The following is a 13192-nucleotide window of genomic DNA, read 5'->3' as shown; positions in this document are numbered from 1 at the left end:
TTAACGTTGTTTATGAGCTATTAGTTGATCAAATATTTCATATACCTTTTTAATAAGTCTTTTTTTGCAATTATATTTTGCTTGCACAAGAGCTTGATAATTTCCAAATCCTAATTTTTGTTGTAAATCTTTTAATTTAATTTCAGGATTTATTTCTGACTGCATTAACATTTTACATTTGTCGGATAAGGCGTCTAAAGCTTGTGATAATGCTTTGTTTTGTAACCATTCCTGTTCGAGATCTTCTATAGAGTCATTGCTATATGTATTATTAGATTGTTCTCGGTTACTCAACAAATGTAAATCGTCTTTTAATGCAAAGGAATTCCATGGATTCCTCTTATTCATTAGCCAGTTGTTTTTACACATTTGATAAATGTATCCCAAACTATTTATTGGTAAGTTTTCTTCTTGAATAACGAAACGTTCCCAAAACTTTTGCATAGCCGAAATAAAGATCTCTTCAGTTTCTTGTGGAGATTTAGTTAGTGATAAAAGTCTTGGTTGTAATCGCTTAAAAAGATCCTTGAAAAAGTAGTCAAATGGCAGTTCATTTCCTTGCCTCGCTTGTTCAACAATCTTTTCAAGTTTATTTCTTTTCATATAAGGGTAAATTTCTTTAAAACAATTAAACGGTGATCAAATCTATTGATTAAAGACAACCTTTATGGATCATTGTTTCAAAAGGATACAAAGCTAATCAAAAAATAAAAATCAAAAAATATTGATAAAAGCTGTTATGTTTTTTAGTTCCTGCATTACTACCATAGAACCCTATCTGAAAATTCATTTTGTAGGGGATTGATAAATGAATTGACATATACCTTGAGTGTCATAAAATGTTCAAGGATTTAATCATTTTAAAATAATTACTAATGAAGAAATCATTGTTAAACTTAGGAAGAGCTTTAAACAGAAACGAACAAAAACAAATCAAAGGAGGTATTTCGTTTACCGATTCTGAAGATATCTGTGCAGGTGGAGGAGATGTATATAATGGAACAGGGCTTCCTAGAGGATGTGCTTGTACAAGTTCTTCTCAATGTGGTACTGGAAGGTGCGATATGTCTGGTTTTTACGGAGGAGTTTGCGCTTAATTTTTAAATCAAAACTTTTAGAATCATGAAAAAAACATTGTTAGAGTTTGGTAAAACAATCAGTAAATCAGAACAAAAAGAGATCCATGGAGGAAGACTTGCTTTCGTTGCTTGTGGATGTTCTTCAGATTACATTTTAGAAGGTGGAGAGTTTGTTAATGGAAGAGAATGTTCTTTCGTTGCAAATGGAACTGCTTGGGGAGATCCTTTTCCAGGAGGACGTTGTTTTGGTAGTGTTGTTAATGGACAATGCTGCGTTTAAAACCATATAATTCTTAAATAAACAAATAAACTATTAAAACCATGAAAAAGTCATTATTAGAATTTGGCAAGAAATTGAGTAAATCAGAGCAATTACAAATTAATGGAAAAGGAAACATTTACTGGTGTGCTGGCGGGAACGCACATACTACAAATCAGTGGTGTCCTGTTCGATGCTTTATGGGTAATTGTCTATTATAATTAATGTAGTAAATAAGAGCTTCGATTTATGAAGCTCTTATCTTAAAAAATTATTATAAACATCACAACAAGTTAGGTCTATGGCGACCTAAAAGATGGTTTTAGATTTGAAACCACACTTTAAATGCAGTAGAATAGTAAAATTTTAAAATAGAAAATAAAAGTTATTGAGTTCTCACTTCTTTATTTTTTAAATTATTATTTCTAAGCATTCTTAAAATTACTTCAAATACATATTCGAAACTATAATCGAATAAAAAAGGTGCCACATCTTCTTTTGGTACGATTTTCAAGGAATTTACACTTTACTTCGGGGAGTTTTACGTTTATATCATAATAATTTATCTCATTGGTTTTGTAGGATATAGCCATTTTTGAGAGTGTATTGTGAAAAAAAAGACACAGCCCTGAGTGTCGAAAAAGGGTCAGGGATTAATTAACTCACTAAATTGTTTAGGAATGAAAAAATCATTGTCCACTTTAGGTAAAGTATTGACTAGAAAAGAACAACAACAAATCGCAGGAAGTCGTCTAATCGCTATAGTTACAACTTGTATCGGAACAGGTACTGGTGGAGTGGGTTCTGTTGGGCACTCAAGTGCTTGCGTAGGTCGTGAACAGGATGAGAGTTGTACCATCAACGGACATGCCGCAGCTTGCACAGGTATCGGTGGAGGTTTTTGGTTCTATTAATAAAAAGACTAAGCATCTTTAATAAAATACCGTTTTGAAAGATGGTAATTAACAGGGATTATTATGCGAAATGTTTTAATAACAAATAAACTAGTACATTATGAAAAAATCATTATTAAGCTTCGGAATGGTGCTTACTAAAAATGCTCAAAAACAAATCAATGGAGGTTTTTCGCAAGATTGTCCAACCGTAGATTTTATTTGTGACAATGTAAGTTGTTGTTACCTTTTTAGTGATACTACACCTATTCAGTGTATTCCAGAATTTTGTTTGTATTCTTAATAAGATTCATAGTCAAATCATCAAACAACAGTAATTATATACAAATCATTAATTCATCATTTTATGAAAAAATCAATTCAAGCTTTAGGTAAAATTTTAGAGAAATCAGAACAAAAAAATATTAATGGAGGGTTACTTCCTATAGCAGTGGACAGATGCAGAGCTCCATATTTTTCTTCGGATGGAACTTGCGAGCCTGGCTATTATATCACAGGGCATTGTATATGTTGTAAATTATAGTAGGAGAATACTTTAATTTATTATTGCCGCCTGCTATATGAAGGCGGCTTTTTTATGTGAAATAGATTTGGTATTTAAGTTTATCACAAGTTGTAAATATTACAATTCGGTTAAGTCATAATTACTTTTTGATTTCAAAACTTGGGTTCTAAATTTTGAAGGTGTGATTTTTTCAAAGCGTTGAAAAGTTCTGTTAAAACTGGTCTTAGAGTTAAAACCGCATTCCAGAGCAATAGCCAATAGTGTGTATTTAGAAAATGAAGGATTCATAATTTTTTTCTTTACTTCTTCTACTCTAAATTGATTTACATAATCATAAAAACTAACATTCATATGTTGGTTCAATAAGTAGGATAGCTTTTTGTCAGAGATGTTGAGTTTTTCAGATACTGATTTTAAGGATAATTCGGGTGTTAGATAACATTTTTGTTCGCGAATAATGATTTCTAGTCGTTTGAATAAAATATCCAATTCTTCTGGATCATGTGTGATTTTGGTTTGATGAGAAATAAGTCTAGATTCTTCTGTACTCTGTTCGTGTATGACATCTTCTTTTTTTAATAAGAATTCTGGTAATAATACCTTTGTTTGTGAAATACCTTTGTATGCTAAATACACAATTAAAAAGACCACGAAAACGGCAATAATTCCGATTGCAGAAGTGATATCACCGAATAGTACTTCGTAAATAGTTATAGAAATATCAATACCTATAATAACAATTGTACCATATAAAAAAATCTGTAACCAGTCTAAATCGTTGGAGTTGATATTTGAATAATAGAACTTCACAAGTTTTTTTGTTTTTGACAAAATGATAAGTGCTAGTATACAATAAATTAGTGAGTAGATATTGCTAAGTGCCCAAAGGTTTTCGAGACCAATTCTAAGATGGGTAAAGGGTTCAGAGCTATTTATGAGACTAATTAGCTTAGGAATACTAGCAAAAAGAAGATAGAGGAAAGGAATAATGAAGTGTTTGTAATTGTTTTTAAAAACATGCTTACTAGGAAAAAAGATTGTTTTTACATATAGATATAAACAGGGGCCTACGCTTGTTGGAAGAGTATCTTGAAACAAGAACATAGCATAAAAAATAATTTTACTTTCGTTAATAAAGCCTAAAAAACTTATTTGCGTAAAAAGTATCCATAAAAAGATCATAAAAAGTACTTTGAAATGAAGTTCTTTTCTACCATTTTTCCATAAAATATAAAGAAGTAAAGAGTTCGAAAGAATTCCTAAGTGTAGTGTGAAAATCATTTAAAATTTGTTCAAAATATGAATGCGATAGGTTCGTTAATAATAACATACTTAGTTAACAAGCTATGCACTATAGACAAACTGTTTTAATCTATCGGACCATCCTTATTAACTAGACCTCTTAACCAAGGCCTACTTTTAGTTTATGCAAAAACCTAATAATATGTTACCGTAAATTTCCCCTTTTGTATTTTGGGATTTTTCTAGAAGAACAATATTGAAAGTTTACCTTTATTAAAGAGGATTAAAAACCGCTATAAAGTCATTTGTAATATAGCTCATTAAAATAGCTGTGTTTTAATATTGTATATTTATCTATAATATGATCACATCCACAACAAAAAACTTTCTGGTGTCATTATTTTCTTGGATGGGTTTTCTATATAGAAATCGTAAAACCAGAAAATATACTTTGTTGCCTCTTATAGTAATAGCTATTGGCTTTTTGATCCCTCAAAAAATGGTAATTCCTGTTCATGGTGCAACCATAAAAGATTGGGATGATAATTCTTTTTGGGCGTATCCTTGGGGAAGTTCTGTAACACACAAGGGAATCGATATATTTAAAGAGAAGGGAACCGATGTAATATCTGCTACTTACGGTTTAGTGATTTACACTTATGAAGGTGGGAAAGGAGGGAAAACGGTTATGGTGTTAGGACCTAAGTGGCGTTTTCATTATTATGCGCATTTAGATCAAGTGGAGGCTTTTCCTTTTCAGCCGTTAAAATTAGGAACCAAATTAGGAACTGTTGGTAATACTGGGAATGCTATCGGGAAACCACCACATTTACATTATTCAATTACAACACCTTTTCCTTATTGGTGGTTAAGAGATCCAAACGTTATTCAAGGAAATCGTAAGATGTTTTATCTAGATCCTGATACTTGGTTGAGACCCTAAACTATATAAAAAAAGCTATGCGAGATGCATAGCTTTGACATAATATGACGATGCGAAATTTTGGGGATCAATATGTTTAAGTATTACTGTATGTTTCTTTCTAGTGGCAACTCTTGGTTACTTATTTTATGTTTCATACAAACTGTACTATTTTTTATAACTCTGGTATAAAAGTAAGAAGCATTTATATGATTTATGTGTCCAAAAAGATGAGTGTATGATTATTATAGATCAGTCTGTGTTTTCTGTCGATCAATGGATATTTACTACTATTAACTTGAAAATGATATCTAAAGAAATCGAATTAAAGCAAAGAAGAATCCATAGTGAGATTAAGAAACGGGAATTTCGATATTGATCACTGTACCTCTATCAATAGTGGAGTCTATCATTAAACTGCCTGAAAGAAGTTTTAGTCTGTTTCTAATATTTTCAAAACCAATTCCTTCTCTGGTTTTTGAAGTGTCAAACCCAACACCATTATCTTCAAAAAGGAGTTGTAGAATCGTTTGATATCTATTCAAATATATATCTACTTGATCTGCTTGGGCGTGTTTTAATGTATTGGTGAGTAATTCCTGTATGATTTTGAATAGTTCTTCTTTTAATGGACTTTCAATTTCATTAATCTTCTCTTCGGGATAAGGATTGAATGAAATTTTTTGATTACTACCGTTTTCTATGTTGTTCACATATTCTTTAATAAGGGAAGACACACCATTATCCTGAAACTTCTTGGAAGCCAAATTATGAGAAATATCGCGCACCTGATGGTAGGTTTCATCAATTTGTTTGATGATCTTAGATTGAAAACTTTCTTGATCATCTACGCCAGAAAGTTGCAGTTTTATACTGGCTAGATTTCCTCCTATACTATCATGTAATTCTCGTGCTAATCGTTTTCGTTCATTATTCTGACCTTCCATGGTAGCATTGATAAGATTTAATTCTTGGTCAATCATTAATGCGTGAACTCTTTGAGAGTTTACTTCTTCTTGTGATTTGTTCAGCGCAATTTGTGTTTTTAGTTTTTGAAAATAAACAAATAATAGAGCAATGACTGGGAGTAAAACAATTAGAAAACCTATCAAAAAGGCTTTTTTGATAGTACGTTGTCTTTCAATTTCACTTTCTTTTAATAGTTGTTCTTCCTTAAGAGCAAGTATTTCCTTTTCTTTTTCTAGAGTCTGATACTTTACCTCCATTTCTTTTACAATAGCTTTGTTCTGATCTTTAAGAATCTGGTTGGAAACAGAAAGATATTGCGTCATCAGATTGTAAGCGTTTTCATAATCGTTGTCTGCAACTTTTAAGTTTCTAAGTACATTGATTACGTCGCGTTGTAGTTCTAGTTTATTCCATTGTACCGTATTTACATAAGCAGAGGATAGTATTATTTCTGCATCTTGTGTATAACCTTGATTATAATAAACGATACCCATTTGGATAACCGCATCGATATATAAGTCATAGAATTTGCTTTCTAAGGCGATATCTTTTACTGAAGAAAAATAGGTTAGCGCATGAGAAAGATTTTTTTCGAAAAGATCTATTCGCCCTAATTTTAATTGGGTCTGTAGTCTTATTTTATTATTCTCATAAAGTTTCAGCCCTTCTAATACTTCAAGATATATCGACTTAGCTTCAGAAAACTCATTTTTAAAAAAGAATGTATCTGCTAGTAACTTGTTGGCTAAAAGCAATAGGCTCGTATCTTTTGTGTTATTGATACAATTTTCAAAAATAGGTTGTGCTTTGTCATATTCCTTTTGATATAAATACACTGTTCCTAGACCTAGTTGATGAGAATAGTGCATTCTCTCCATATTTGAAATGGGTGAGATCTCAATACCATCGAGATGGTGTTTCATAGCATCATCAAAAAGACCTTTCTGTAGCTTTCCTTTTCCGAGGATATGATAGGATTTAGAAAGATAAATATTGAATTCTTCGAATGCGCTTTTTTCTGATAAAATATGCTCTTGCAATAAGTTACCGTAATAAATAATCGAATCCGTATTTCCGGATTGGATGTGTATCGTAGCAATCGTATCCATTATTCTAGCCTTGTCTATTGGATTTTCTGAGTTTTTTAATTTCTGATAATAATGCTTTGAAACTGTATTGGGTATTTTTCCAAAAAAAGAGTACCAATCTTTCTTCTCTTGGCTATTCGCCAGAAAAGAAAGTAGTATACATACAAGTAATATTCTTTTAGTAGAAACCCCCATTACACACTAAAATATTGCTATACAATAATAAAGAATTATTCTTTATCATATTTAATTACCCAAGGATTGGTTGTAAAGTAGTTCCAATCAACACTGGTAAGGTCCACATCTGGGTCTATGAGGACTCTAGATTTTTTGCCATTTACAGATACACGACTTTTTACATATACCGCAATATCTTTCCCCTGTTTTTTGTGTTCTTTTTTAAGGAATTGAGCAAACTGCCATATGGCATCCGGTTTGGTATTTACAATTCTACGTTGTTTTTTAGTCAAATATTGATTTTTGTCTACTCGTATTCTATTAGATTTTTCGTCTTTAAATTCTATGTAGAAGTTAGTATGTCCTGATCTTCCTCTCAACATCATTCTCCAACTTAATTTATGACCTTCTTCGGTCCATAAAACATCGCCAGGAATAAACCAATGCCGAACAGGTAAGGCAAGTTGAATAAGAAACCATATCGATAGTGCGGGTATCAAAAACTTTCTATAAGAAGGTACAATAATTTCGTTATCGATATAGAATTCTTTTTTGGGCATGAAAATTTTATGTATTCTTTCTTTGGAAAAGAAGAATACACTAAATGCGAGCGATAAATACGGAAATATGCCTATTTGAAATACGAATGAATTAAAAAGGTGAAAAAATATGCTTATACAAAAAGCAGCTAACCGTGTTCTTTTCCATAATAATAATGGGATGATTAGAAGGTCGAATAGAATGCCAAAATATGTAATACTAACGTGTGTCCAGTGTTTTTGTAAGATACTTCCAACAATTGGATAGTCTGCTCTAGAGAGCATCAAATTTCTTGCAACAGTATAATCCAGCCAATCCGGATATAATTTTGCTACAGAGGCATAAGTATATACTATCCATAATTGAATGATAATAAATAAAACACACCATCTGGGCATTGATATTTTTTTGAGTGCAGGATTCTTCTTTACATCTATGGAAAAGTAATTACCTGCTGGTAATGTGCTCATAAGGATGCAAAGTAGTAATAAGAGGTAATAGTGGTTATTGTATGACGATTTCTGCATATAGTATACACCAGCCCAAAGTACGGTGTATGCAATCATGCTCCATCGATATTTGAAACCTATCATTACAAAGATTCCAAAGATTCCCATGAGCGCAAAATAGAAATACATTCCATTACCAGGTAATGGCTGTAAAAACTCAAAACCAATGAAATTAAATGTAAATTGGGGTTCTACTAATGTACGTCGTACCCATCCAGTTAAGATTGCTCCAAACGACTCTGCAGCAATTAAAAATCCAAAAAAGACTCTAAAAATTATTAATGCACTATTGTCGATTTGTGTAAATAACCAACGATTGATCATACCATAGAATTTATATATTCTCTAGAAAAATCCTCATCTTCTTGCATCGCAATTTTTAAATCTTCCAAAGAATTAAATTTCTTTTCGTCTCTTATGCGTTTTAAAAGTTCTATCTGAATTTTCTTTTCATATAAATTAAAAGAAGCATCAAAAAAGTGCGTTTCGATGGTCTGATGTTGTCCATTAACCGTTGGGTTATTACCGATATTCATCATCCCAAAGTATGTTTTATTATTAATTTGAGATTTTACTACGTATACTCCTCGTTTAGGGATTAGTTTATATTCTTCTTTTATATAAAGATTGGCTGTTGGATATTCTAGTTTTCTGCCAAGCTCTTTTCCTTTTACAATTTTACCTGTAAGCATAAAATTATACCCTAAGTACTTATTCGCTTTGGTAATATCTCCTTCTAGCAAAGCTTCTCTAATTTTGGTAGAGCTAACAGCGACATCGTCAATATCTTGTTTTGAAATTTCTTCGACAGTAAAATTATTTTGAATTCCGAAGGATGCTAAATCAGTAATATTAGAATTTCGATTACGACCAAAACGATGGTCATATCCTATAATTACATGACGAATATTTAAAGTGCCAACAAGCATTTGTTCTACATATTCTTTAGCAGTAAGTCGAGAAAATTCTGTTGTGAATGGGTGAATTACTAAGTTATCCAAACCTGTTTTTTCCAAAATTTGAATACGTTCGTCAATTGTATTGATCAATTTTATATTAGTATCCTTTTGTAATACCATTCTAGGATGGGGAAAAAATGTAAGAATAACAGATTCTAGATTATCTCGATTTGCGGCTTCAATTAACCGATCAATTATTTTTTTATGTCCAATATGAACTCCATCAAAAGTTCCGATAGTAACAACTGAAGGAGAATGATTATCATATGTTTTTGCGTCATTATAAAGTTTCATCCGCTTTTCTTATTGATTTTTAGGGGTAAGATGGAATTTATATAGATGAGCAACAACTGTGGTATGTGTTATGTGTTTGTCTGATTTCAAGAAGATTAATTTTGATACAACCATGTGGCTATTCTAGTTTTATAACTCATAATTAGATACATAATGCTAGATAGCTATAAAATTAAGCAAATGTTGCGAGATCTACTATTTATTTTCCGTTAAAGGTGTTCATTGTATTGGCTAATCCTGCACCTGCAAAAGATTTAATAAGTGCAATGGATTTATCCAATCTTTCTGGCATGGCAGCTTCTTCTTCAGAATTCCATTCTCCTAACACATGATCTACTTGTCTGCCTTTGCTAAACTCTGCTCCAACACCAAATCTATATCTACAATATTTGGAAGTATTTAGTTGTGCTTCTATATCTTTTAAACCATTATGGCCACCGGCACTTCCTTTAGCTTTTAATCGAATTGTGCCAAATGGTAGATTGATATCATCTGTTATGACTAAAAGATTTTCGATAGCTATTTTTTCTTTGGTAAGCCAATAGCGAACTGCTTTTCCGCTGAGGTTCATATATGTATTTGGCTTTAGTAATAATAAAGTACGCCCCTTATATTTATAGGTGGTTAGATCTCCTAATTTTTCAGTTTCGAAAGTAAGATTTTCCTCTTTTGCGAGAGCGTCTAAAATTTTAAAACCAATATTATGGCGTGTATTGTGATATTTAGGTCCAATATTACCAAGACCTACAACAAGAAATTTTTTCATAAGATCTTCTTGAGTTTCTTCTTCTTTTTTTGAAAAAAGGTTTCTAAAAATAGCAAACATAGCTCTTCTTTTGCGTGAGGGATAGTAGTGAGCACCCCGCAGATTATAGATTTTGCGGTACTGCAGTGAGCTTGTCGAAGTGCTCTCGATAGATAAATAATCGAGGAGTAAAACGAATAGCCCGACCGAAGTATAGCGGAGGACACGCCCTCATAAAATCATTGCAAAAATAAAAAAAGCACTCTGAAAAAATAATCAGAGCGCTTTTGATTGTTTTCTATGAAGAAAAGATTAAGCTTCAGCTGCTGCCGCTTCTTCTTCCTCCTCATCATCAGTATCTGCAACTGCGTTACGCGAAGTTTTCACTTGACAGATTACTGTGTTATCAGGATGAAGAATTGTATAATCTTCACTAGCTACATCAGTAACATATAATTTATTACCGATTTTTAATTCTGTAATATCTCCTTCGATTAGGTCTGGTAATTTTGATGCTAAACCTTTTACCTTAATACGTCTTAAGTTAAAACGTAACACACCACCAGCTCTTACACCACGAGAATTTCCAGTGGTTTTAAATGGAATTTCCATTGTAATTGGTTTGTCATCGAAAATCTCAACAAAGTCGATGTGTAAAATTCTATCAGTTACAGGATGAAATTGAATATCCTGTAGGATAGCGTTTATGTTTTTACCATTATCCAACGCTATTACCACGGTATGAACGTCTGGAGTGTACACTAAATTTTTGAAAGCAATTTCTGGCGCTGCAAAGTGTACAATAGTGTCTCCACCATAAATAACACAAGGTACCTGTCCAGCATTACGTAAGGCTTTTGTTGCTTTCTTGCCTACGCTTTCTCTTTGAGATGCATTGATTGTTAATGACTTCATTTTAAATATATTAATAGTTATTAATTTACATTATAAATTTAGAGCTGATAGACTCATTATTATGAACTCTATTCATTACATCTGCAAATAAATTTGCACAAGTAATCACTCTAATTTTGTTACTTTCTTGTTTTAAAGGAATAGAATCTGTAACGATTAATTCCTCTAGTTTAGAATTTTGTAATCTTTCATAAGCAGTACCAGATAAAATAGGGTGAGTACAAATAGCTCTCACGCTTTTTGCTCCTCGTTCCATCATTAAATCGGCAGCTTTGGTAAGTGTTCCGGCAGTATCTACCATATCATCTACCAATACAACATTTTTTCCGGTTACATCACCAATTAATTCCATGTGAGAAATCACATTGGCTTTGGCACGTTGCTTATAACAGATTACCACATCGCTTTGCAGTGCTTTAGAATATGCATATGCTCTTTTAGAACCACCCATATCTGGAGAAGCTATGGTAAGATTGTCCAGGTTTAAGGATTGTAAGTACGGTAAAAATATAGTAGAAGCGAACAAATGATCTACGGGCTTTTCGAAGAATCCTTGGATCTGATCTGCATGTAAATCCATAGTGATAATTCTTGTGGCACCAGCAGTTTCTAGCATTTTTGCAATTAACTTTGCTGCAATCGGAACTCTCGGTTTGTCCTTTCTGTCCTGACGTGCCCAACCATAATATGGCATTACTGCTGTAATATGTCTGGCAGAAGCCCTTTTTGCAGCATCTAACATTAACAGCATCTCCATTAGATGATCAGAGCTAGGATGAGTAGATCCAATAATAAAAACTCTAGATCCTCTTACCGATTCTTCAAAAGACGGTTGAAACTCACCATCACTATACGTTGATGTAATAACATTACCTAATTTCGCCCCATACGCATGTACGATCTTCTCAGCTAATTCTGTACTTTGGGTACACGCAAAAAATTGCGCTTCTGTAATTGATTTAGGCATAGGGTAAACAGTTGTTTTGTAATGAGTTAAAACTTATTTTTTTAAAACAAGGTGCAAATTTAAAAATTTATTTCTACTCTGGTGAGTATTTTATTACTTATTTAATGGATCTGATGAATTATTTTTTTAATTTTGCCGTCCAATTCGATTAAAAATGCTCAAGTGGCGGAATTGGTAGACGCGCTGGATTCAAAATCCAGATTTGAAATTTAATGCCTCGGTGGCGGAATTGGTAGACGCGCCGGATTCAAAATCCGGTACTGCAAGGTGTGTGGGTTCGATTCCCACCCGAGGTACGAAAAAGCTTAGATGAAAATCTAGGCTTTTTTTATGCTCAGGTACAACATAGGTACAACATTTGGGGTTTTTGATGTATCTCATTTGAATTGTACACTTTTGACTATTAATACTATTGAATCGTATTATTTGGGTGTCTGGTTAATAGTTTTTAGTATACCGTAATTATTTTTAATCCCACTCAGCCCATTCCCCTGCATTTCGCGAAAAGCTACATTTCGGGAAAAGAGCTTCCCTACAAAGGTCTTGGACACAATTCCCAATTTTAACTTTCCATTCCATTAACCCTTCCCGATGCTCTGGGAAGGAACACTTCATTTATGAGCCAAAATTTTGAATTAAGTCCGCTTTTCATCGGAAAGTCATCACTTCGGTGTTCTTAACAGAATTTACGGTAAGCCCTTCTTGAGTGCTTCCTCGAAAATTCTTAAAAACCGAACCGCTGTCTTACACATTTTAAGGGGTTTATAATGGATAAAGCCTTTGTTGTTTTTCGGGGCGTCGAAAAACAGGCACGACATAACCAATTCTAATTTAACCGCAGCTGCTTATTTCGCTTAACTGTCGGTACGCTCAAACGCAACTGCGTTTAAAAGAATTGCTAATGCCCTTATGGAACTTGTCAAGACTGTACAAAGTTTTAGTGAAAAATAAGGTATCTACTTCCTTGAAATTCCAAGGAATTTACTACGTCGCAAACACACCTGATTTATTCCCTAAAAGTCTTGACAAAACCCACTCTATCCATTGTGCGGTGCACAGAAGAAAAGAACAAACACCCCTTAAAATTTAATCTGTTTTAAATCAATAG

14 protein-coding genes and 1 tRNA gene are annotated in these 13192 nt (G+C 32.8%); 7 read left to right on the top strand and 8 right to left on the bottom strand.

Annotation, left to right across the window (positions count from 1 at the left end; genetic code table 11):
• Positions 1–603 (bottom strand): hypothetical protein, encoded by a 603-nt coding sequence (locus tag Q1A73_RS08635; RefSeq protein ID WP_299604223.1) that lies wholly within the window; start codon positions 601–603, stop codon positions 1–3.
• 272 nt (positions 604–875) lie between these two features.
• On the opposite strand from Q1A73_RS08635, the gene Q1A73_RS08630 reads away from it, so the two are divergent.
• The 5 genes from Q1A73_RS08630 (at position 876) to Q1A73_RS08610 (ending at position 2535) form a co-directional block, all read left to right on the top strand.
• The gene (locus Q1A73_RS08630; RefSeq protein WP_299604220.1) at positions 876–1097 is read left to right on the top strand and encodes a hypothetical protein; all 222 of its coding nucleotides are present in this window, start codon (positions 876–878) and stop codon (positions 1095–1097) included.
• A 25-nt stretch (positions 1098–1122) separates the two neighbouring features.
• A complete protein-coding gene (locus tag Q1A73_RS08625) occupies positions 1123–1359 on the top strand; it encodes a hypothetical protein (protein WP_299604217.1) in 237 nt (78 codons plus the stop codon).
• 41 nt (positions 1360–1400) lie between these two features.
• Positions 1401–1559, top strand: a complete 159-nt coding sequence (locus Q1A73_RS08620) for a hypothetical protein (protein ID WP_299604214.1) — start codon at positions 1401–1403, stop codon at positions 1557–1559.
• A 459-nt stretch (positions 1560–2018) separates the two neighbouring features.
• Positions 2019–2252, top strand: coding sequence for a hypothetical protein (locus Q1A73_RS08615; protein WP_299604211.1), 234 nt, complete (start codon positions 2019–2021; stop codon positions 2250–2252).
• Between the two features lie 100 nt (positions 2253–2352).
• The gene (locus tag Q1A73_RS08610) at positions 2353–2535 is read left to right on the top strand and encodes a hypothetical protein (RefSeq protein WP_299604209.1); all 183 of its coding nucleotides are present in this window, start codon (positions 2353–2355) and stop codon (positions 2533–2535) included.
• A 339-nt stretch (positions 2536–2874) separates the two neighbouring features.
• On the opposite strand, the gene Q1A73_RS08605 is transcribed toward Q1A73_RS08610, so the two are convergent.
• Positions 2875–3567, bottom strand: coding sequence for a helix-turn-helix domain-containing protein (locus Q1A73_RS08605; RefSeq protein ID WP_299604206.1), 693 nt, complete (start codon positions 3565–3567; stop codon positions 2875–2877).
• A gap of 823 nt (positions 3568–4390) precedes the next feature.
• Here Q1A73_RS08605 and Q1A73_RS08600 point away from each other — a divergent pair.
• On the top strand, positions 4391–4942 hold the full coding sequence (locus Q1A73_RS08600; protein ID WP_299604204.1) for a M23 family metallopeptidase: 552 nt from the start codon (positions 4391–4393) through the stop codon (positions 4940–4942).
• Between the two features lie 332 nt (positions 4943–5274).
• On the opposite strand, the gene Q1A73_RS08595 is transcribed toward Q1A73_RS08600, so the two are convergent.
• The 6 genes from Q1A73_RS08595 to Q1A73_RS08570 form a co-directional block, all read right to left on the bottom strand.
• On the bottom strand, positions 5275–7173 hold the full coding sequence (locus Q1A73_RS08595; RefSeq protein WP_299604202.1) for a histidine kinase: 1899 nt from the start codon (positions 7171–7173) through the stop codon (positions 5275–5277).
• Between the two features lie 35 nt (positions 7174–7208).
• Entirely contained in the window at positions 7209–8528 is a 1320-nt protein-coding gene (locus tag Q1A73_RS08590; RefSeq protein WP_299604200.1) for an HTTM domain-containing protein, read from the bottom strand.
• Positions 8525–9457, bottom strand: coding sequence for a bifunctional riboflavin kinase/FAD synthetase (locus Q1A73_RS08585; protein WP_299604198.1), 933 nt, complete (start codon positions 9455–9457; stop codon positions 8525–8527). The genes Q1A73_RS08590 and Q1A73_RS08585 overlap by 4 nt, the downstream gene beginning before the upstream one ends.
• Positions 9458–9656: 199 nt before the next feature.
• Positions 9657–10283 (bottom strand): aminoacyl-tRNA hydrolase, encoded by a 627-nt coding sequence (gene pth / locus Q1A73_RS08580; RefSeq protein ID WP_299604195.1) that lies wholly within the window; start codon positions 10281–10283, stop codon positions 9657–9659.
• A gap of 231 nt (positions 10284–10514) precedes the next feature.
• A complete protein-coding gene (locus Q1A73_RS08575) occupies positions 10515–11117 on the bottom strand; it encodes a 50S ribosomal protein L25/general stress protein Ctc (RefSeq protein WP_299604193.1) in 603 nt (200 codons plus the stop codon).
• Between the two features lie 25 nt (positions 11118–11142).
• A complete protein-coding gene (locus Q1A73_RS08570) occupies positions 11143–12084 on the bottom strand; it encodes a ribose-phosphate pyrophosphokinase (protein WP_299604191.1) in 942 nt (313 codons plus the stop codon).
• A 214-nt stretch (positions 12085–12298) separates the two neighbouring features.
• On the opposite strand from Q1A73_RS08570, the gene Q1A73_RS08565 reads away from it, so the two are divergent.
• A tRNA-Leu gene (locus Q1A73_RS08565) sits at positions 12299–12380 on the top strand.
• Positions 12381–13192 lie beyond the last annotated feature (812 nt).

The sequence above is a fragment of the uncultured Aquimarina sp. genome, from assembly GCF_947492115.1.
Classification (GTDB): Bacteria; Bacteroidota; Bacteroidia; order Flavobacteriales; family Flavobacteriaceae; genus Aquimarina.
Note: the sequence above shows the minus strand (reverse complement) of the source record. Positions and strands in the feature narration are given on the sequence as shown.

What these genes read in the sequence shown, in the direction of transcription:
- Q1A73_RS08630 (WP_299604220.1), top strand. Translation starts at nt 876, where the DNA reads ATGAAGAAATCATTGTTAAACTTAGGAAGAGCTTTAAACAGAAACGAA.
- Q1A73_RS08585 (WP_299604198.1), bottom strand. Translation starts at nt 9,457, where the DNA reads ATGAAACTTTATAATGACGCAAAAACATATGATAATCATTCTCCTTCA.
- Q1A73_RS08625 (WP_299604217.1), top strand. Translation starts at nt 1,123, where the DNA reads ATGAAAAAAACATTGTTAGAGTTTGGTAAAACAATCAGTAAATCAGAA.
- Q1A73_RS08620 (WP_299604214.1), top strand. Translation starts at nt 1,401, where the DNA reads ATGAAAAAGTCATTATTAGAATTTGGCAAGAAATTGAGTAAATCAGAG.
- Q1A73_RS08610 (WP_299604209.1), top strand. Translation starts at nt 2,353, where the DNA reads ATGAAAAAATCATTATTAAGCTTCGGAATGGTGCTTACTAAAAATGCT.
- Q1A73_RS08635 (WP_299604223.1), bottom strand. Translation starts at nt 603, where the DNA reads ATGAAAAGAAATAAACTTGAAAAGATTGTTGAACAAGCGAGGCAAGGA.
- Q1A73_RS08570 (WP_299604191.1), bottom strand. Translation starts at nt 12,084, where the DNA reads ATGCCTAAATCAATTACAGAAGCGCAATTTTTTGCGTGTACCCAAAGT.
- Q1A73_RS08615 (WP_299604211.1), top strand. Translation starts at nt 2,019, where the DNA reads ATGAAAAAATCATTGTCCACTTTAGGTAAAGTATTGACTAGAAAAGAA.
- Q1A73_RS08595 (WP_299604202.1), bottom strand. Translation starts at nt 7,173, where the DNA reads ATGGGGGTTTCTACTAAAAGAATATTACTTGTATGTATACTACTTTCT.
- pth (WP_299604195.1), bottom strand. Translation starts at nt 10,283, where the DNA reads ATGTTTGCTATTTTTAGAAACCTTTTTTCAAAAAAAGAAGAAGAAACT.
- Q1A73_RS08575 (WP_299604193.1), bottom strand. Translation starts at nt 11,117, where the DNA reads ATGAAGTCATTAACAATCAATGCATCTCAAAGAGAAAGCGTAGGCAAG.
- Q1A73_RS08590 (WP_299604200.1), bottom strand. Translation starts at nt 8,528, where the DNA reads ATGATCAATCGTTGGTTATTTACACAAATCGACAATAGTGCATTAATA.